Source organism: Streptomyces sp. NPDC048671 (assembly GCF_055587045.1).
Genome location: NZ_JBVJHB010000011.1, coordinates 242,582 through 261,578 on the forward strand (window position 1 = coordinate 242,582; position 18,997 = coordinate 261,578).

At 71.7% G+C, this 18,997-nt stretch carries 14 protein-coding genes; 8 read left to right on the forward strand and 6 right to left on the reverse strand.

What is annotated here, in order from left to right; translation table 11 throughout:
• Positions 1-172: 172 nt before the first annotated feature.
• Positions 173-1,675 (forward strand): exopolysaccharide biosynthesis polyprenyl glycosylphosphotransferase, encoded by a 1,503-nt coding sequence (locus ACZ6S6_RS23840; RefSeq protein WP_469706856.1) that lies wholly within the window; start codon positions 173-175, stop codon positions 1,673-1,675.
• Between the two features lie 99 nt (positions 1,676-1,774).
• On the opposite strand, the gene ACZ6S6_RS23845 is transcribed toward ACZ6S6_RS23840, so the two are convergent.
• The gene (locus tag ACZ6S6_RS23845) at positions 1,775-2,758 is read right to left on the reverse strand and encodes a GDP-L-fucose synthase family protein (RefSeq protein WP_362958939.1); all 984 of its coding nucleotides are present in this window, start codon (positions 2,756-2,758) and stop codon (positions 1,775-1,777) included.
• 112 nt (positions 2,759-2,870) lie between these two features.
• Between ACZ6S6_RS23845 and gmd the strand changes: the two genes are divergently transcribed.
• From gmd to ACZ6S6_RS23870, 5 genes are read left to right on the forward strand one after another with little or no spacing between them, the layout of a single operon-like run.
• On the forward strand, positions 2,871-3,884 hold the full coding sequence (gmd, locus tag ACZ6S6_RS23850; RefSeq protein ID WP_362958936.1) for a GDP-mannose 4,6-dehydratase: 1,014 nt from the start codon (positions 2,871-2,873) through the stop codon (positions 3,882-3,884).
• Positions 3,881-6,670 carry a LamG-like jellyroll fold domain-containing protein gene (locus tag ACZ6S6_RS23855; RefSeq protein ID WP_469706857.1) on the forward strand — a complete coding sequence of 930 codons (2,790 nt, stop codon included), beginning with the start codon at positions 3,881-3,883 and terminating at the stop codon, positions 6,668-6,670. Before gmd ends, ACZ6S6_RS23855 begins: the two co-directional genes overlap by 4 nt.
• A complete protein-coding gene (locus ACZ6S6_RS23860) occupies positions 6,670-8,922 on the forward strand; it encodes a LamG-like jellyroll fold domain-containing protein (protein ID WP_469706858.1) in 2,253 nt (750 codons plus the stop codon). The genes ACZ6S6_RS23855 and ACZ6S6_RS23860 overlap by 1 nt, the downstream gene beginning before the upstream one ends.
• Positions 8,919-9,617: a hypothetical protein gene (locus tag ACZ6S6_RS23865; RefSeq protein WP_469706859.1), complete on the forward strand. Its 699-nt coding sequence runs from the start codon at positions 8,919-8,921 to the stop codon at positions 9,615-9,617. Before ACZ6S6_RS23860 ends, ACZ6S6_RS23865 begins: the two co-directional genes overlap by 4 nt.
• A complete protein-coding gene (locus ACZ6S6_RS23870; RefSeq protein ID WP_362958925.1) occupies positions 9,614-10,441 on the forward strand; it encodes a glycosyltransferase family 2 protein in 828 nt (275 codons plus the stop codon). Before ACZ6S6_RS23865 ends, ACZ6S6_RS23870 begins: the two co-directional genes overlap by 4 nt.
• 1 nt (position 10,442) lies before the next feature.
• On the opposite strand, the gene ACZ6S6_RS23875 is transcribed toward ACZ6S6_RS23870, so the two are convergent.
• A complete protein-coding gene (locus ACZ6S6_RS23875; RefSeq protein ID WP_362958922.1) occupies positions 10,443-11,603 on the reverse strand; it encodes a glycosyltransferase in 1,161 nt (386 codons plus the stop codon).
• Between the two features lie 104 nt (positions 11,604-11,707).
• Between ACZ6S6_RS23875 and ACZ6S6_RS23880 the strand changes: the two genes are divergently transcribed.
• Positions 11,708-13,222 carry a hypothetical protein gene (locus tag ACZ6S6_RS23880; protein ID WP_469706860.1) on the forward strand — a complete coding sequence of 505 codons (1,515 nt, stop codon included), beginning with the start codon at positions 11,708-11,710 and terminating at the stop codon, positions 13,220-13,222.
• On the opposite strand, the gene ACZ6S6_RS23885 is transcribed toward ACZ6S6_RS23880, so the two are convergent.
• The 3 genes from ACZ6S6_RS23885 to ACZ6S6_RS23895 are packed head-to-tail and all read right to left on the reverse strand — an operon-like array spanning position 13,191 to position 17,460.
• Positions 13,191-14,435: an MATE family efflux transporter gene (locus tag ACZ6S6_RS23885; protein ID WP_469706861.1), complete on the reverse strand. Its 1,245-nt coding sequence runs from the start codon at positions 14,433-14,435 to the stop codon at positions 13,191-13,193. The genes ACZ6S6_RS23880 and ACZ6S6_RS23885 overlap by 32 nt on opposite strands.
• Positions 14,432-16,201: a P-loop NTPase family protein gene (locus ACZ6S6_RS23890; RefSeq protein WP_469706862.1), complete on the reverse strand. Its 1,770-nt coding sequence runs from the start codon at positions 16,199-16,201 to the stop codon at positions 14,432-14,434. The genes ACZ6S6_RS23885 and ACZ6S6_RS23890 overlap by 4 nt, the downstream gene beginning before the upstream one ends.
• Positions 16,198-17,460: a glycosyltransferase gene (locus tag ACZ6S6_RS23895; protein WP_362958913.1), complete on the reverse strand. Its 1,263-nt coding sequence runs from the start codon at positions 17,458-17,460 to the stop codon at positions 16,198-16,200. Before ACZ6S6_RS23895 ends, ACZ6S6_RS23890 begins: the two co-directional genes overlap by 4 nt.
• Positions 17,461-17,673: 213 nt before the next feature.
• Here ACZ6S6_RS23895 and ACZ6S6_RS23900 point away from each other — a divergent pair, with 213 nt between their 5' ends.
• The gene (locus tag ACZ6S6_RS23900) at positions 17,674-18,120 is read left to right on the forward strand and encodes an FAD synthase family protein (RefSeq protein WP_362958911.1); all 447 of its coding nucleotides are present in this window, start codon (positions 17,674-17,676) and stop codon (positions 18,118-18,120) included.
• Here ACZ6S6_RS23900 and ACZ6S6_RS23905 read toward each other — a convergent pair.
• Complete coding sequence (locus ACZ6S6_RS23905; RefSeq protein WP_362958909.1) at positions 18,089-18,823, reverse strand: CDP-alcohol phosphatidyltransferase family protein; 735 nt, start codon at positions 18,821-18,823, stop codon at positions 18,089-18,091. The genes ACZ6S6_RS23900 and ACZ6S6_RS23905 overlap by 32 nt on opposite strands.
• Positions 18,824-18,997: the final 174 nt, after the last annotated feature.

Below are 18,997 nucleotides of genomic sequence, written 5' to 3' on the forward strand. Positions count from 1 at the left end.
AACTTCACTGGAACTCCAGCGAAATGGCACGTGTGTGGATATCGTGCACCGAGCGAGGGCGCATCCGTCAGTCCCACAGGATCGGCGGATGCGCCCCGTTCGTGGAGATGCAACTGTGACTGGGGGGTTCATGGGGCATGTCGAGCTACCCGAATCCGATAGATCAGGACCCGTGGGACTGGCGGGGTCGCCTCGCCCACGGACCGCTTCGAACCGGCCCCGCAGCCAGGAGTTCGACCGGCTGCCGCAGGGCCCGACCGTACAGCGCGAGCGTTCCACCCGGTCCGGCCGCAAGAGCGGTCCCGGCCGGTACTTACCGTTCGTCATCTGCTTCGACCTGCTCGGGCTGGGGCTTCCCGGCTGGTTCGTCCTGCGCACCGACGGCGAGCCCGGGGCCCTGGCCTGCGCGGCCGCGGCCGCCCTGGTGTGGTCCGCCGTGCGGGCGGCGCGCGGCCGGTACTCGCTCCGGGCGCCGGGCCGCCCGGCCGGGGCGCTGACCGCGTCCGGGGACTGGTTACTGCTCATCGGCGTGCTGGCGGTGCTCTGGACCGTGTCCGACGGGTCCGTCGATCCGGCGGCGGCGGTCGTGGCCCTGATCCCGGGCCTGCTGGCGACCACGGCCGTGTCCGGGGTCCGTCAGCTGCCGCGGTGGGGGAAGCGGCGGGCGGTCCGCCGGGTGCTGGTGGTCGGCGAGGCCGCGGGGGTGGACCGGGCGGTGCGGCTGCTCGGTTCCCGTTCGGACCACGGGTACCGCGTGGTGGCCGCCGTACCCGTGGGAACGGCGGCGCTGAGCTGCGACGCCCCCGTCCCCGGGCGGCTCGCGCCCGCACCCGCCGACGACGACGCCTCGACGGTGCTGGGCTCGGCCTTCGCGCACGACGCCGACCTGGCCCTGGTAGTGCCGGGGCAGGGGCTCACCGAGGAGCGATTACGGCGGCTGTCCTGGGGGCTTCACGACGGCGGGCTCGAACTGTCCGTGCTGTCGCACCTCTCGGAGATCGCGGCGGGCCGGGTCCGCCCGACGTCGGCGGCCGGACTGACCCTGCTGCACATCGTGCCGCCGCTGCGAAGGGGACCGCAGCCCGCGCTCAAGGCCGCGGTGGACCGGACCGGCGCCGCCCTCGGCCTGCTCGCGCTGGCTCCCCTGATGCTGCTGGTCGCGGCGATGGTCCGGCTCACTTCCTGCGGACCGGTCTTCCACCGGCAGATCCGCCACGGGCAGCACAGCCGGCCGTTCACCATGTGGAAGTTCCGCACGATGATCGCGGACGCCGAACAGCACCGGGCGCGACTCGCCCCGTCCAACGAGACCGACGGCCCGATGTTCAAGATGCGCCGCGACCCCCGGGTCACCCGCGTCGGCCGGCTGCTGCGCCGCTCGTCCCTCGACGAGCTGCCCCAGCTCTTCAACGTCCTGCGGGGTGACATGTCCCTGGTCGGACCGCGTCCGCCGCTGCCGGACGAGGTGTCCCGTTACGACGACCGCGAGCTGAGACGGCTCGCGGTCAAACCGGGGCTGACCGGCCTGTGGCAGGTCAGCGGGCGCTCCGACCTGTCCTGGCAGGAGACCGTGTCGCTCGACCTCTGGTACGTGGACAACTGGTCGGTGGCCACGGACATGGGACTCATGGCCCGTACGCTGCGCGCCGTCACCGACGGCCGCGGGGCGTACTGAGAGCGGCGGCAGCGGATGCGAGGAGCGGGAGGGGGCCGGGTGGGCGGCGGCGCGACGGCGTCCGCCCACCCGGCCGGGAAGGCCGTCCCCGGCCGCCGGTCAGACCTGGGCGCCCTGCCGCTGGAGCCACCACGCGTAGGTGCCGGCGATTCCCTCACGCAGCCCGATCCGCGGGGCGAAGCCGAGGGAGGCCAGCCGGGACACGTCCAGCAGCTTGCGCGGGGTGCCGTCCGGCTTGGTCGCGTCCCATTCGACAATTCCCTGATAGGACGTCACATCAGCTACTGTCGACGCGAGTTCACGGATCGTCAGATCCTCGCCGGAGCCGACGTTGACGGGCGCGTCGCCGTCGTAGCGCTCCAGCAGCAGCACGCAGGCGGCGGCCAGATCGTCGACGTGCAGGAATTCACGCCGGGGGCTTCCGGAGCCCCAGAGCGTGACGGCCGGCGCCCCGCTCCGCTGCGCCACGTGGAAGCGGCGGATCAGCGCGGGCAGGACGTGCGAGGTCTCCAGGTCGAAGTTGTCACCCGGTCCGTAGAGATTGGTGGGCATGGCGCTGATGTACGAGGCACCGTACTGGCGGCGGTAGGACTGGGTCTGTACGATCCCGGCGATCTTCGCGAGCGCGTACGCCTCATTGGTCGGCTCCAGCGGGCCGGTCAGCAGGGCGCTCTCGGGGATGGGCTGCGGGGCGCGCTTGGGGTAGATGCAGGACGAGCCGAGAAAGAGCAGCCGCTCGACACCCGCCGCGTGCGCCCCGGCGATCACGCTCAGCTGTATCCGCAGATTCTCCTCCAGGAACTGCACCGGGTACGTGCTGTTGGCCATGATCCCGCCGACCTTGGCGGCGGCCAGCACCACGGCGTCCGGCCGCGCGTCCCGCAGAAAGGCCGCGGTCCGCTCGGCGTCGCACAGGTCCAGGCGGTCACGGCCGCGCGTGATCGCCTCGTGGCCTTCGGCGGTGAGACGGCGTACCAGCGCCGAGCCCACCAGACCGCGGTGGCCGGCGACGAACACACGGGCGCCGGGTCGTAGCAGGGACGGGACGGATTCCTGGGGAGGGCCGGGGAGATCAGTCGTCATGGTTCGGATTGTGCCAGCAGCTCCATGGCGCGGTGACGTTTTACCGCAGATCGCTCAAACTCTGAAATTTCGGCGACCAACAGCCTCTCGGGCGACCACAGAAGGGGGAGACGTGGCGAAGACCGCGCTCATCACCGGCGTGACCGGACAGGACGGTTCGTACCTGTCCGAGCTGCTCCTGCAGAAGGGGTACACGGTCCATGGACTCATCCGCCGTTCGTCGAGCTTCAACACCGAGCGGATCGACCACATCTACCAGGGCCCGGAGGAGGAGGACCGCTCCTTCGTCCTGCATCACGCCGATCTCGCCGACGGTGTCGCCCTGGTGAACCTGCTGCGCGATATCCGGCCCGACGAGGTCTACAACCTCGGCGCGCAGTCGCATGTCCGGGTCTCCTTCGACGCCCCGCTGTACACGGGGGACATCACCGGGCTCGGCACGATCCGCCTCCTGGAGGCCGTGCGCGCCAGCGGCATCGACACCCGCCTCTACCAGGCGTCGTCCTCGGAGATGTTCGGCGCCAACCCGCCGCCGCAGAACGAGCGGACCCCGTTCCATCCGCGCAGCCCGTACAGCGTCGCGAAGGTCTACTCGTACTGGTCGACGGTCAACTACCGTGAGGCATATGGGATGTTCGCGGTCAACGGAATCCTGTTCAACCACGAGTCCCCGCGCCGGGGCGAGACCTTCGTGACCCGGAAGATCACTCGCGGGGTGGCGCGGATCAAGGCGGGCCTGCAGACGCGGCTGCATCTGGGCAACCTGGACGCGGTACGCGACTGGGGTTACGCCCCCGAGTACGTCGACGCGATGTGGCGGATGCTCCAGTGCGACGCCCCGGACGACTACGTGGTGGCCACCGGTGAGGGGGTCAGCGTCCGGCAGTTCCTGGAGTACGCCTTCGAGCACGCCGGTCTGGACTGGCGCGAGCACGTCCGCCACGACGCGAAGTACGAGCGCCCCAGCGAGGTCGACGCGCTGATCGGGGACGCGTCCAAGGCGGCGGAACTGCTCGGCTGGAAACCTGCCGTGAAGTCGCGGGAGCTGGCCCGGATCATGGTCGACGCGGATGTCCGGCAGCTGGCCGACCAGCTCACCGGGGCCGCGGTGCGGGTGGACCGGTGAACCGCCCCGGACGTCTGGGACGGGCGCGCGGCGGGGTGTTGGGCGCCGTCCTCGCGCTCACGGCCGGGGCGCTCACCGCGTCCGCGGCCACCGCTCCCCCGGCCGCCGCGCTGACGCCGCCCGTCGGCTTCACCGCCGACGACCTCGCCACCTACCAGACGAACGGCATCGTCTGGTCGCTCGCCGAGGCGAACGGCATCGTCTACGCGGGCGGCACGTTCACCGGCGTGCGCCCGGCCGGCTCCCCGGCGGGCAGCGACACCACCCCGGCCGTCAACTTCGCCGCGTTCGACGCCGCCACCGGCGCACCCGTCGGCTGCCCGCTCTCCTTCACCCGGAGCAGCGGCACGGCGACCGTGCGGGCGCTCGCCGTCTCGCCCGACAAGTCCACGCTGTACGTGGGCGGTTACTTCAACGGGGTCAACGGCACGGGCGCCAACGGCCTGGTGGCCGTCAACACCGCCGACTGCACACTGCGTCCGGGCTTCGCGCCGAACTTCGGGGCTACCGTGCGGGCGCTGGACGTGGCGGGGGACGGAACCGTCTACGCCGGCGGCGACTTCCAGAGCCTCAACAGCCAGACCCGCCGCTTCTTCGGCGCGGTCACGGCCGCGGGTGCGGTGACCTCCTGGAACCCGGACGCCGACGATCCGGGCAGGACCCTGAAGGTCACCCCGGACGGGCGGAACGTGCTGATCGGCGGCGACTTCTTCACCGTGGGCGGCGCGAACTCGCACGCCCTCGCGGTGGTCAGCGCCGCTTCCGGCGCGCTGACCCGTGCCTACACCGGCAACTTCATCCCGTCGTCCGCCGTGATCAAGGACATCATCACCGATACCGCGTCCAACGGCTGGTACGCGGGGGGCGAGGGTGCCGGCGGTAACTCCTTCGACGGCCGTCTGGCCATGGGGCTCGACACCTTCGACCAGCGCTGGCGGGACACCTGTCAGGGCGCCACTCAGGCCCTGCGGGTCTACCGGGGGGTGCTCTACGCGGGCAGCCACGTCCACGACTGCTCGACCATGGGCGAGTTCCCCGACCAGGTCCGCAAGCACCTCACCGCCCAGTCGGTCGACGATCCGGCCATGCTGGGCTGGCTCCCGGACACCAATGACGGCATCGGTGAACCGGTGGGGCCGCGCGCCCTGACCGTCTCGTCGCGGGGCGGCCGCGACTTCCTCTGGGTGGGCGGCGAGTTCACCACGGTCAACGGGGTGGCGCAGCAGGCGCTGACCCGGTTCGCCACCACGCCGGACACCGGGGCGCCCTCCGTACCCGTGGTGAGCCTCTCGGCGCCGCGGGCCGGTGAGGTGCGGGTCAGCTGGCGCTCCAGCCTGGACCTGGACGACAGCCTTCTGACCTACCGGGTGTACCGCAACGGCGGCGCGACGCCCGTCCACACCACGACCGGTTCCTCGCTCTTCTTCAGCAGGCCCCAGCTCACCTTCACCGACACCGATGTCGTGGCGGGCCGGAGCTACTCCTACCGGATCACGGCGAGCGACGGCACCAACACCAGTGCGCTCTCCGCCAACGCCTCGGTCACGGCGGCCGCTTCGTCGAGCCCGTACGCGCGGCGGGTGCTCGCCGACGGGGCGGATCTGTACTGGCGCTACGACGAGGCGGGCGGGGCGTTCGCCGCCGACGCCTCGGACAACGAGGACGGCGGCGTGTACGTGAACGCCCCCTCGTACCGCTCGACACCGTCCGCCGTGGCCGGTTCCGCCGCGCTCGCGCTCAACGGCACCGACGAGTTCGTCCACAGCGACCGGCTGCACCACTACACGTCACCGACGCCGTACTCCATCGAGACCTGGTTCCGTACGGGCACGAACCGGGGCGGCCGGATCGTCGGCTTCGGCAACAACATCGGAAGCACGCCGGGGCACACCAGCGGGATCTCCGACAAGCTGCTCTACCTCACCGACAACGGGCGCCTCGCCTTCGGCGTCCAGGTCGGCAGCACCAGCAGCCGCCCGACCATCACCTCGGCCGCCTCGTACAACGACAACGCCTGGCACCACGCGGTGGCCACCCAGGGACCGTCCGGTATGAGGCTGTACGTGGACGGCGTGTCCGCCGGCTCCAACACCACGGCCGGCAACCGCTCGTACAACGGGTACTGGCGGGTCGGCGGGGACGCCATGACCAACGGCTGGCCGAACCGCCCCACCAGCACCTATTTCGCGGGGCAGGTCGACGAGACGGCGATCTATCCGTCGGCGCTGACCGCGGCACAGGTGGCCGCGCACCACGATCTGGCGGACACCCCGCAGGGCCCCGGGGACACCACGGTCACGCTGACGCCGGCCGAGGACGCGTACGTCAACAGCGTCGCCGCGAACACCACGTACAACGACAACCAGCTCGCCTCGCGGGGCACCACGGCCTATCTGAGCTACCTCAGGTACGCGCTGCCCGCCGCCCCGGCGGGGCTGGAACTCAAGAGCGCCCGGCTCACCTTCCGTACCTCGTCGGACCCCACGGCGGGCTCGGCCGAGAGCCACACCCTCGTGCCGGTGACCGGCGCGTGGACCGAGTCGTCGGTCACCTACAACTCCCGGCCGTCGCTCGCCCCGACGGTGCTGGGGACCATCTCCGGCGCGACCGACGTCTCCACCGACTACTCGGTGGAGCTGGACGCGCCGGCGCTGGGCGGGGCCCTGGGCTCCGCCTACTCGCTCGCCCTCACCAGCGGCGGAACGGACTCGCTCCGCATCTGGTCGGGCGACGTGGCAACCGCGGCCTACCGGCCGCAGCTCGTTCTCACCTTCGGAGCTGAATGATGAACGAAAGTACGGGGCGCAGATCCCGTGGCCGCGGCCGGGTACGGGCCTCGGCCGCCGCGCTCTGCCTGCTCGCCGGGGCCCTGAGCGCCGCCGCCGGGGGCTCCCCGGCCACGGCGCTCACCGCGCCGGTCTCGCTCACCGCCGACGACCTCTCCACCTGGCAGACCAACGGCATCGTCTGGTCGATGGCCGCGTCGGACGACGGGGTCGTCTACGCGGGCGGCACGTTCTCCACCGTACGGCCGCCGGGCGCACCTTCCGGGACATCCGAACAGCCCGCGGTGAACTTCGCCGCGTTCGACGCCGCGACCGGTGCGCCGACCGGCTGCAGCCTGTCGTTCACGCTCTCCTCGGGCACCGCGACCGTGCGGGCGCTCACCCTCTCCCCCGACGGCGAAACCCTTTACGCGGGTGGCCAGTTCGGTTCGGTGAACGGGGTCGGCGTGAGCAACATCGCGGCCATCGACACGGCGACCTGCACCCCGCGCACGAACTTCAAGGTCGCCGTCTCCGCCACCGTCCGGGCCATCGCCGTCACCGGCGACACGGTCTATCTCGGCGGTGACTTCAACAGTGTCGCGGGGCAGACCCGGAAGAAGTTCGCCGCGGTCACCGCGGCTGCGGCGCTGAAGCCGTGGACCGCCAACACGGACGAGGTCGGCCGGGCCGTCGAGGTCACTCCCGATGGGCAGCACGTCGTGATCGGCGGCGACTTCTTCACCGTCAACGGCACCACGTCACACGCGCTCGCGGTGGTGAACGCGACGACGGGCGCCCTGGACAAGAGCTACCCGGGCTTCATCCCGAACACCTCGACGGTGCAGGACCTCACCTCGGACGCCACCAAGTTCTACACCGCCAACGAGGGCACCGGGGGCGGTGTCTTCGACGGCCGGATCGCACTGGACCTGGGCACCTTCCAGCAGGTGTGGCGGGACACCTGCCTCGGTGCCACGCAGGCCATCCTGGTGCACAAGGGGGTGCTCTACAGCGGCAGTCACGCCCATGACTGCGCCTCCATGGGTGAGTTCCCCGACCAGCCGCGCAAGCATCTGCTGGCCCAGTCCGTGGACGACCCCAAGCTGCTGCCGTGGTTCCCGGACACCAATGACGGGATCGGGGAGCCGGTCGGTCCGCGCACGATGGCGCAGACCGACAAGGGCGGGCATCACTACCTGTGGGTGGGCGGCGAGTTCACCACCGTCAACAGCAAACCGCAGCAGGCCCTGACCCGCTTCGCCGACGGCCCGGACACCGGGGCGCCCTGGGTGCCCAACGTCAGCGTCTCCACGGTCGCCCCGAACAAGGTGGACGTGAACTGGCAGACGAGCTTCGACACGGACGACGGCGAGCTCACCTACCGGATCTACAAGGACGGCGCGAGCACGCCCGTGCACACGACGACGGGCTACTCGGTGTTCTGGGACCGTCCGCAGCTGCGGTGGACCGACACGGATGTGGCACCGGGCCAGACGCACACGTACCGGATCACCGCGAGCGACGGCATCAACACCAGCGCCAAGTCCCCCGCCGTGAGTGCGACCGTAGCTGCGAAGGCCGAGAGCTACCCGGCCAGGGTGCTGTCCGACGGAGCGAGCCTGTACTGGCGCTACGACGAGGGCACGTCCACCTTCGCCGCCGACACGAGCGCGGGTCTGGACAACGGCTTCCTGCGCAACGCGCCCTCCTACCGGCAGACCCCGGCGGCCGTGTCCGGGCCCTCGACCGCCATCGGGTTCAACGGGACCAATCAGTACGCCTACAGCAACCGGAGCCACGCCCAGGCCACGAAGTTCTCCGTGGAGACCTGGATCAAGACGACGACGACCCGGGGCGGGAAGATCATCGGCTTCGGCACCAACACCATGGAAGCCAGCGGCAAGTACGACAAGCATGTGTACATGCTCAACAACGGGCACCTCACCTTCGGCACCCACAACGGCGGCGGCCGGACCGTCAGCACACCCGGGGCCTACAACAACGGCGCCTGGCACCATGTCGTCGCCACCCAGGGTTCCGGCGGCATGGCCCTGTATGTGGACGGACAGCTGCGCGCCTCGAACGCGCAGTACACCACGAACGAGAGCTACACCGGCTACTGGCGGGTGGGCGGGGACAACCTGGCGACCTGGCCGAACCGTCCGACGAGCGACTTCTTCGCCGGACAGATCGACGAGACCGCCGTGTACCCGACCGCGCTGAGCGCCGCCCAGGTCAGTGCCCACTACGCCCTGAGGACGGGTGGATGAGATCTCCGTTCCTGGCCGGCGCCGTCGTCGTACTCACGACGGCGGCGCTGGCCGCCTGCGGCTCGTCGTCCGACAACGGCGCCGAGAAGGCGGCGGCCACCGGTCCCGCGGCCACGGCGGGGCCGGTGGCCGGCGCGCCCGCGGAGCCGGACGGCTCCGCTTCCAAGGGCCCTCGGGCATCACGGTCCAGCGAGCCGCCGAAGACCCCGACCGACCAACTCACCCCGGCCACCGGCACGTTCACCAAGAAGCAGAAGAAGTACCTGGTCGACCGGGTTCCCAAGGGCATGGACCCGGCGGCGGTCCTCCAGACCGGCCAGGAGACCTGCGACCGGCTGACGTACCTGGTCAAGGTCGACCGCGACACCGCCGTCGGCGCCGTGGCCACCGGCGAGATCGCCGACGCGGAGCCCGCCGTCACGCATCTGTGCACCCAGCACAAGGAGATCGTGGAACAGGCTTCGCGGGCGTACCCCGACGGCACGTACAAGGGCGCGCACCTCCGGCCGGGCCGCTACCGCGATGTCGCACCCACGAAGAACTGCGGCTGGGAGATCACCGGGGCGAACGGCAAGAACCTGGCGTCGGGATCCACGGACGACGGGAAGCGGACCCGCATCACGATCCCAAAGACGGCCCGCGCCTTCACCTCCACAGGCTGCTACGCCTGGCTGCCCGAAGGAGACAACGGATGAACAAGCTGCCGATCGCCGTGGCGATCCCCACGAAGAACGAGGGGCTCAACATCGCCGAGGCGGTGAAGTCGGTCCTCGGCCACTTCGAGGCGGTCGTGGTGGTCGACTCGCACAGTACGGACGACACGGCGAAGATCGCCGCGGAGTGCGGGGCCGAGGTCGTCATGTACACCTGGGACGGCGGGCATCCCCGGAAGAAGCAGTGGTGCCTGGACCATGTCCGCACGGACCTGGACTGGATCCTGCTGCTCGACGGGGACGAGCGGCTGAGCCCCGGCCTGCTGGCCGAGCTGCGGCAGGTCTTCGCCGATCCGGACGCGCAGAAGCCCGCCGCGTACGACATTCCGCTCGGGTACTGGTTCTCCGGGAAGCGGCTGCGGCACGGCTACACCATCCGCAAGCGGTCGCTGACCGACCGCACCCGCAGCCGGTACCCGGAGGTGGGGGATCTCGACGCGCCCGGCATCGGCGAGGTCGAGGGCCACTACCAGCCGGTCGCGGAGAGCGCCGGGTCCCTGCGCGGTCCGATCGAGCACCAGGATCTCGACCCGGTGACCGCCTGGTTCGAGCGGCACAATCGGTACTCGGACTGGGAGGCGTGGCTGGAGCACCATCCCGAGGTCAAGGAGCAGGTGCGCCGGGTCAAGTCCCGCCAGGGGCAGCTGTTCCACAAGGCGCCGTTCAAGCCGCTGGTGTCCTTCGCGTACATGTACGTGTACCGGCGGGGCTTCCTGGACGGGCGGGCGGGCCTCGACTTCGCCCTGGCGATGAGCTTCTACCGGTGGCAGATCGCCCTGAAGTCGCGCGAGGTGCCCGCTCCTTGAGTCACCGGCGCTTCCGGCGGACCACGCTCTCGTAGGTCCGCCGGAGCGTCCGGGTCACGACGTCGATGGTGAAGTGCTCACCGACCAGCTCCCAGGCGGCCTGCCCCGCCTCGGCGTTGGCCTTGGGCTCCAGCAGTTCCAGGACCGCCCGCGCGACCTTCCGCGCGTTGGCCGCGTCCTCGCCGGGCCGGCTGTCGATCACCCGGCCCGCACCGGCCCGCGCCACGTCGGGCCCGAGGCCGCAGGTGCGGGTGATGACCACGGGGGTGCCGACGGACATCGCTTCGAGGACCGAGACGCCGAGGGGCTCCTCGATCGACGGAAGGACGTACACATCGGCCTGCCGCCCGGCCGCCAGCACCTCTTCGTGGCCGAGCGGTCCGACGTGGTCGAGCGAGTCCAGCACGCCCAGCTCACGGGCCAGCCGCAGCGTGCCGGCCAGCGCCCCGGTGTCAGGGCCCGCCAGCACGAACCTGGCGTCCGGGTGCTCGGCCAGGACGGCGGGCATCGCGGCGACGAAGTCCTCGGGGCGCTTGCGCTCCTGTATCCGGGCGAGGAAGAGCACCGTCGGCGGCCGCGCGGGGTCCCGGACCGGCTTGCGCTCCTGCGGCCGTACGCCGTTGACCAGGCGCACCGTCCGGGTGAGCGGTACCGGGGCTGCGACGGCGTTCACATCGATCCGCTCGGTCTCGGTGAGGTGCAGCACCGCGTCCGCGCCGCGCAGGACCCTGCGTACGCCCAGCAGATCGGTCAGCTGTGCCACCCGCTTCTCGGTCGGGTCGACCATGCCGTGCGTCTGGATGACCAGCGGGGTGCCGGAGGCCAGCGCCAGCAGCCCGGCGGGCAGCGTCACCAGATCGCGCATCAGATGGACGTGGACGACGTCGGCGCCGCGCATCATCCGGCGCGCGGCCAGCAGCAGCGGCCCTGAGGTGATGCCGCTGACCTCGAACCTCGGCAGCAGATGGCGGGCCTGGTAGAGGTGGGCGGGCACCCCCTCCACCCGGGTCGGCAGCGGGCCGTCGAAGCCGTCGCCCAGGGCCATGATCCGGGCGTCGTCCCCCTCGGCGCGCTGGACCTTGGAGAGGTTCAGGGCCACCCTGGTCGGACCGCCGAAGGCGTGGTCCGGGGTGTGCAGTGTGACGACGTGCAGGATCTTCACCAGGGTTCCCCTCGACCTCGGCAGCTGTTCCCAGACTAGTCATCAGATCCCCCCAAGTGGGTTGATTCGTTAGAGTGTTCACAGGCTCACGGAACGGGGAACAGATGACGTCCGTGCACGGGGTGACGCCGTCGGCTCCCGGCCTTGAGAGCGGGCCACGGCGTCCGGTCGAGCCGCCCGCCAAGCCGATGTCCTGGGCGATGCTGTCGCGGGCGATGGCCGTGCCGCTCATCCTCGGTCTGGTCTGCTTCCTGCCGGCGCTGATCGCCGCGCAGCCCGGGAGCGGGGTCCGGGACACCGCGTACTGGCTGCAGTTGGTGCTGACGTGCTATTCGGGTGCGCGGCTGGCGACCATGGTCCTGTCCACCCGGCGCCGGCTGCTGCAGGGCGTCTTCTGGATGTTCGTGTACATCGCGATGGGGGTGGCTCCGTTCGCCCAGGTGGTCATCGGCCAGACCCCGACGCCGATGGTCGGGCCGCGCTCCGACCTGGTGACGGCGATCGCGCTCGTCCTGGTGGGATGCGCCGCGTTCGACCTCGGGGCGCTGCTGGCGTCCCGGCGTCCGCTGCGCAGGCGTACCACCGCGCGCGGGAGCGGTGGTCCGGCCACCGCGCACCCGGTCCGGCTGCGGCTGCTGGTGCTGCTGGCGTTCGCGGCGAGCGCGTACTACGTGCTGAAGCTCGGCGGGCCCGCGGTCTTCTTCTCCAGCAGGCAGGAGATCAGCGCCTCGGTCGCGGAGAGCGGGGTGGTGTCCGGCGGGTCGAATGTGGGGTCGGCGTTCCTCAAGGGGTTCGGCACGGTTCCGGTCCTGCTCGCGCTGCTCTTCTACACCCGGCGGCTGGTCACCTCGCGCCGGGCCCGGCGCTCGCCGTCCTCCGTGCTGGTCTGGTTCGCGCTGCTGGTCGTGAACCTGGTCGTGAACAACCCGGTCTCCAATGCCCGTTACTGGTTCCTGACGGTGCTGGTCTCGCTGCTGTTCACCGCGTTCCCGGCCAGTGCGGCGATGTACCGCTCGGTGCTGGCGATGGGCGTGATCGGGGCCCTGGTGCTGTTCCCGTACGCCGACCGGTTCCGCTACGACGACTCCGGGTACCGGCCGGTGCAGTCGTCCTCGGTCTTCGAGCCGCTGGCCACCAAGGACTACGACCAGACGGTCATGTTCGCCAACACCATCTCCTGGGTCGACACCCGGGGCCACACCTACGGCCGCCAACTGGCGGGCTCCGCCTTCTTCTTCGTGCCACGGGCGGCGTGGAGCGGGAAGCCGGAGGACACCGGGGTGCGGGTCGGGCAGTGGATGGGGATGAACATGACCAACCTCTCGGCGCCGCTGTGGACCGAACTGTGGGTCGACTTCGGCGCCCCGGGCATGATCGGCGGCTTCGCCGTGATCGGGTACGCGGCCGCGCGCACCGACCGCCGGTACGCGCGGGCGGTCTCCCGGGACGGTCCGGGGCCCGGCAGCGTCCTTGCCATCGCGGCTCCGCTGATCGCCGGGTACACCTTCATCCTGCTGCGCGGCCCGCTGTTGCAGGCGGCCGGGAAGCTGGCCATCGCCGCGCTGTGTCTGGCGCTGGTCACGAGTCTCAGGGACCGGAACGGACAGCGGTCGCACTGACCGGGGCCCGTCCCGCGGCGCCCCGCCGGGTCAGCCGCGCCACCCGGGTCCAGGTGGCGACCGCCTTGCAGACGGAGCCCAGGCAGAGGCCCCAGGCGGCGCCCGGTACCCCGCCGAGCACGTATCCCCCGGTCAGGAAGGCCACCGCGGCGAGCGAGAAGACCACCTGGATGGAGAGCGTGGTGCGCGGGTCGAGCAGTCTCAGCGCCAGCAGCCCGCAGGTGCCGACGGCCATCGCCGCGTACTGGCTGCCGGTCGCGGGGAGCAGCGCCGCCGCCGTGGGCCAGGTGTCGCCGAGCAGATGGCGGCCCGCCGATGCGGGCAGCAGGGCGAGGACGGTGGCCCAGCCCGCGGCGGTCGCCGCCAGTACGGCGGCCAGGGCCGCGGTGGCCCGCACCCTGAGCCGGTCGGTGGCGAGCCGCCCGAGCAGTGGCGGGCCGAAGCCGGTGGCGGAGGTGAACAGTACGTTCAGCGGGCCGAAGAGGGTGGTCGCGCCGCGCAGCGCGCCGACGACGAGGGGGTTGCCGACGACGCCCAGGCCGAGGACGGAGAGCTGGCTGGTGGCGTTGCCCACCCCGAACTCGACGACGAACCGCCGGCCCAGGTGCCCGCGCCGCAGCAGGGGCGTCAGCAGCAGGGACGTTCCGGCGGTCCGGCGGTGCAGCACGGTGACGGACAGCAGGAGCGCGGGCAGTGCGGACAGGCCCCAGACGGTGACGAGCCGGGCGGCCGAGGTGCCGTGCGGCTGTACGGTCAGGGCGCCGAGCACGCAGACCAGCCGGAGCGTGTCCGCGGCGAGGGCCAGGTGCTGTGCCTGGAGCGTGGCGAAGGCGTAGCGGGCCGTGTCCTGTCCGAGGACGACGGGCAGCACGAGTCCCAGCATCATCAGGGCCCGTGCCGTGTCCCCCGCGAGTGCCGCGCAGACCGCTGCGAGCAGCCCGCCGAGGACGGCCGAGACGATCAGGGTGAAACCGACCGCCGAGCGGCAGGCGCCGCGTGTCTCCTCGCCCGCGCCGCGGCGCAGCACCAGCGGCTGTCCGGTGTAGGCGCCGAAGACGCCGAGCAGCACGGTGAAGACCAGGTAGACGCCGGAGAACCGGGCGAAGTCGGCGACGGTGGAGAGCCGGGCCGCCACCACCAGGACCAGGATGTTGGTGAGTGCCGCCACCCCCTGGTCCGCGACCGAGCAGGCGATCGCGGTGCGTGCCCTCATCTGCGTCCCGCGGTGCTGCTGTGGTCGCTGCCGCCGTTGTGGCCGCTGCCCGGCCGGGTGCCGCCCTCCAGGGTGCGCAGGCCGAGCGTCTCGGTGGGGTCGCCCGCACGTCCGCCGTCGGTCCGGTCGGGTCCGTCCGGATGTCCGCGGCCGTCCTGCCCGTCGCGCCCCGGTCCGGGGGTCTGCCGGCCGCGGGCTCGGCGTTTGGCCGCCTTCCGGTGCGCCCGGCGCTCCAGCCGTCCGCGGCCGGGGTGCAGCAGGGTGCCGAGCACGGACCCGCCGGCGGCGCCGATGATCTCGCGGATCCGCTCCAGGTCGCTGCGGTGCACCTCGCGCGGGTCGCAGACCACCACGACGCCCTCCACCCGGTCGATGAGCGCGACGGCGTCGGCGTACGAGAGGACGGGCGGGGTCAGCACGATGACGACGGCTCCGGGCCGGCCGCCCTCCGCGACGATCCGGCCGACGGGCGCGGAGGTCAGGGCGCGGGGCACGTTGTCGGTCCGGCGGCCCGCGATCAGGGTGAAGGCCCCCGATCCGGGCACGTCCACGTTGGTGCGGCTGTCCGACGGCCAGCCCCGCCCGTCGCGCTCCGCGGCCCAGCGCGGCCGGCCGCCCTGGACGGCGGGGCCGAGGTCCCTGGCCAGTGACGGGGTGCGCAGATCGGCTTCGACCAGCAGGACGTCGCGCCCCATCTCGGCGAAGGCCGCCGCCAGGTTGACCGCGGCGGCGGCGGCCATGTCGTTGTCCCCGCGCGGGGCCGTGACCAGGAACCGCCGGCGCTCGGCGAACGAGGGGTCGTACGCGAGGCGGAAGGCCACCGCCCGGTACTCCTCCGCCAGCCGGCTGCCGGCGCGTCCGATGGCGAGCAGCTGGCCCGCCGAGGCGCGTTCCCTGGGCAGGGTGCCGAGCAGCGGGGCACCGAGCGAGCGGACGAGTTCCCTGGTGGAGCGGACGGCCGGGTCGAAGACGAGCCGTACCCAGGAGAGCAGCAGGCCGAGCGCGAGCCCGACGACGCCGCCGAGTCCGAGGAGCAGGGGCAGCCCCGCGCCGGTGGGCCGCTGCGGGGCGACCGGCTTCTTGTTCAGATAGCCGGGTGTGGTGTCCAGGGCGCGCAGCTCCGAGATCTTCTGGCTGAGTCCGGAGATGGCGACGATCAGGTTGGCGCGGGCGCTGGTGACGTCGCTGCCGGCGGTGCCGGTCTCCTGCTCGGCCAGCCGGTCGCGCTGTTCGGTGAGCGGCTTGAGCTGGGCCCGGTAGCCGTCGACCATGTTGTCGATGCTGTTCTCGGTGCGCTCCCTGCGGATCTCCAGGTAGGCGTCGGCGAGTGCCTGGGCCCGCGCCCTGGCCTGTTCGGGGTCGCGGTCGGTGTAGGAGAACCTGAGCACCAGGGTGTTGGGCGGGTTGGTGACCTGGAGGCCGGTCAGCAGCTTTCCGACCTCCACCCGGTCGCCGTGCTTGACCAGCGAGCCGACGGCCACGGTGCCCACGGCGTCGCTGACCGCGGTCTGGCGTTCGGAGCCGATGTTGATGCCCTTGTCGGCCGACGCTCCCGCGGCGAACGGGTCCGAGGTGGCCGAGCGCACCGACACCTCACCGGTGGAGGTGTAGGTGTCCTCGCCGCTCAGGGCGAGCCAGCCGCCGCCGAGCAGTCCGACGACCACGCCGCACGCGAGCAGCGCGCGGTAGCGCAGGAGCTGCCGGAACTGGTCCCTCAGCAGCGCGGGTTCGTCCTGGTCCTCCAGGGCGCGGATCTGCTGGGTCATCTGCGTGGTCTCCCTTGGGCGTCCTGAAGGACCTCGGTGAGCAGTGCGTCGAAGCGGGCGAGACCGGCTTCCCGGCCGAGGTGACGTGCCACGTAGCGGGGTCCGTTGGCGCCGAGCTCGTCGGCGGCGGCGGGCTGCTCGACGAGCTTGCGGACGGCCGCGAGCACGGCGGCCGGGTCCTCGGGGGCGACGAGGAGCCCGGCGCCGGAGCGCTGCACCTCCTGGGCGGTGCCCCCCTCGTCCGCCACGGAGGCGACGACGGGGCGGCCCGAGACGAAGTACGAGGTCAGCTTGGAGGGCACGCTCATGTCGAGGACGGATGCGCGCTGGGTCACCGCGAGGACGTCGGCGGCGGCCAGGACGTCGGTGAACTCGTCCGCCCCCGCCGCCGGCAGGAAGTCGAGGTTGGGCAGCCCTGCCGCGCGGGCCAGCAGCGCTTCGCGCTGGTTGCCGTCGCCCATCAGCACGATGCGTATCCCGGGGGCGAGCCGGGCCGCGTCGACGAGGACCTCAAGGCCTTGCTTGAGTCCCATGTTGCCGGAGTGCAGCACCACCGGGGTGCCCTCGCGCCAGCCCAGGCGCGCCCTGGTCGCGGCCCGGTCGGCCGAAGGCGCTTGTACGTGACTCCAGTTGGGGACCAGCCGGATGCGCCCGGGGTCGACTCCGTAGGCGGTGACCCGGGGCACGAAGCTCTCGTGGATGACGCCGACGAGCGAGGCGGCGCGCAGCGCGTACCGCTCGGCCCGGGACGCCACCGCCGCCGCCCTGCCGCCGCCGCGGATGCCGCTCTGCGCGGCGGCGGCGCCCATCAGGTCCTGTACGACGGGTATGTACGGGACCCGGTGGCGGCGGGCCAGCCGGGCGCCCAGGATGCCGCCCGCGAGGCTCGGCATCTGGGAGATCACCGCGTCCGGCCGGACCGCGGGCGGTGCGACCAGCCCGTGTGCGAGGACCGACGCCTCGAACGCGGCTCGTTTCAGGGCGCTCTGACGGGGCGGCACATAGTGTCTTCGCCGGTGGACCGTCACCCCCGAGCGCTCCTCGTCGGCCCGCCACACACCCCGGTACTCCGGCTCGGTCCGCCAGGACGGGTAGTGCGGCATACCGGTCAGCACATGGGTCTCGGCCCCGGACGCGGCCCAGTGTTCCGCGAGTTGCGCGGCGTACGGTCCGATCCCGGTCAGCTCCGGTGCGTAGTTCGTCGAGACCACCAGCAGACGGCGGTGCTGAAACAGCCTGTGCTGATCCGTGTCCGGCATCGGACGGTCGCCTCCCCCTCGGAGCCACCTGTGTTCCCCCCAAGGAACAGCCCCAAAAGTGAGCTTATCCGTTCACGAGATGCGCAAGTGGTCTTCACAGTAAGGTCGTTGCACGATCAACACCGATACCGATATCCCACCGGACCGGATGCGATGTCCGGAAACCGGCCGGCGGGACACGGACATCACGTTCACCGTGGGGGGAGAGAACGGATGGTGCACAGGGTCGGCTACGCGCCGGGTGTCTACGACCTGTTCCACGTAGGTCACCTCAACATTCTGCGGCATGCCCGCAGCCAGTGCGACTACCTGGTCGCGGGGGTCGTCTCGGACGAGATGGCCGCGCTCGCGAAGGGCCACAGACCGGTCATTCCGCTGCCGGAGCGGCTGGAGATCGTACGGAGCGTCCGGTACGTGGACGCCGCGTTCGTCGAGACCGTCCCCGACAAGGTGGAGACCTGGCAGCAGGTCAGGTTCGACGTCATCTTCAAGGGGGACGACTGGCGGGACACGGAGAAGGGCAAACGGCTCGAACGCGACTTCGCCGAGGTCGGCGTGGAGGTCGTCTACTTCCCGTACACCGTGCACACGTCCAGCACCCAGCTGCGCCGGGCGCTGGACTCGCTGGTCAGCCTGCCCGGAGCGCTTTCAGCTCCCTGAACCACTTGACGAGGAACGCCACCAGGAACAGCGCGTGCACGGCGGCGAGCACGGCATAGCCGATACGGAACGCCGTCTCGTCGCCGAGCAGCAGGAACACCAGGCAGAACACCCCGTAGTCGGCCGGCAGCAGCGCCACGGCCCGCAGTCTCGAGACCGCCGGCACGGGCCCGGCGCCACCGGCCGGCCCGGGGCGGGCGGCGGCCCTGCCGAGCTGTTCACGCAGCAGCCCCGCGCAGAAGGTCAGCACGGCCACGAACAGGAAGCCGAGCGGCAGGAGCAGCCAGCCGTCGGCCGGCAGGGCGAAGTAGCGGTGGAACGAGATCAGTACGACGGTGTGGACGAGGATCATCTTGGCGCAGTCGACGACGTGGTCGAGCCATTCGCCGTCGGGGCCTCCCCGGCCGGTGAGCCGGGCGAGCTGACCGTCGGCCGAGTCCAGGGCGAAACCCACGGCCAGCCCCAGGTAGACCAGGACGGCCAGTGGCCACGTGGGCTTGGACAGGGCCACGGACGCGAGCGCGGCGAAGGTGAACACCGCACTGACCGCTGTGACTTGATTGGGCGTCATGCCCAGCCGGAAGGCGACGGCCGCGAAGATCCGGCCGGCCGGCCGGTTCACGTACCGCGAGTAGAGCGAGACCCCCTTGGCCGACTTCTGCGCCCCGCGCAGTTCACGCAGCACCGTACCCGTGCTTTCCATACGCCCCCCAGCGTGTCGCCGTTTCCCACAGCTCCGGCGGCGCATCGACCTCTCCGCCGGAGCCGCATCATGGCACGCGGAACCCGTCGCGGGGGCCGGATCGCCCCGGCCCGGCCGACGGATCGGAGCCCGCCGGCAGATCCGGGCCGGGGGCGGCAGGGGGTCGTCCGGCGG

Excerpts from the sequence above, each read along its gene's own strand:
- ACZ6S6_RS23845 (WP_362958939.1), bottom strand. The coding sequence starts at position 2,758 with ATGACGACTGATCTCCCCGGCCCTCCCCAGGAATCCGTCCCGTCCCTG.
- ACZ6S6_RS23860 (WP_469706858.1), top strand. The coding sequence starts at position 6,670 with ATGAACGAAAGTACGGGGCGCAGATCCCGTGGCCGCGGCCGGGTACGG.
- ACZ6S6_RS23865 (WP_469706859.1), top strand. The coding sequence starts at position 8,919 with ATGAGATCTCCGTTCCTGGCCGGCGCCGTCGTCGTACTCACGACGGCG.
- ACZ6S6_RS23870 (WP_362958925.1), top strand. The coding sequence starts at position 9,614 with ATGAACAAGCTGCCGATCGCCGTGGCGATCCCCACGAAGAACGAGGGG.
- ACZ6S6_RS23880 (WP_469706860.1), top strand. The coding sequence starts at position 11,708 with ATGACGTCCGTGCACGGGGTGACGCCGTCGGCTCCCGGCCTTGAGAGC.
- ACZ6S6_RS23885 (WP_469706861.1), bottom strand. The coding sequence starts at position 14,435 with ATGAGGGCACGCACCGCGATCGCCTGCTCGGTCGCGGACCAGGGGGTG.
- ACZ6S6_RS23890 (WP_469706862.1), bottom strand. The coding sequence starts at position 16,201 with ATGACCCAGCAGATCCGCGCCCTGGAGGACCAGGACGAACCCGCGCTG.
- ACZ6S6_RS23895 (WP_362958913.1), bottom strand. The coding sequence starts at position 17,460 with ATGCCGGACACGGATCAGCACAGGCTGTTTCAGCACCGCCGTCTGCTG.
- ACZ6S6_RS23900 (WP_362958911.1), top strand. The coding sequence starts at position 17,674 with ATGGTGCACAGGGTCGGCTACGCGCCGGGTGTCTACGACCTGTTCCAC.
- ACZ6S6_RS23905 (WP_362958909.1), bottom strand. The coding sequence starts at position 18,823 with ATGGAAAGCACGGGTACGGTGCTGCGTGAACTGCGCGGGGCGCAGAAG.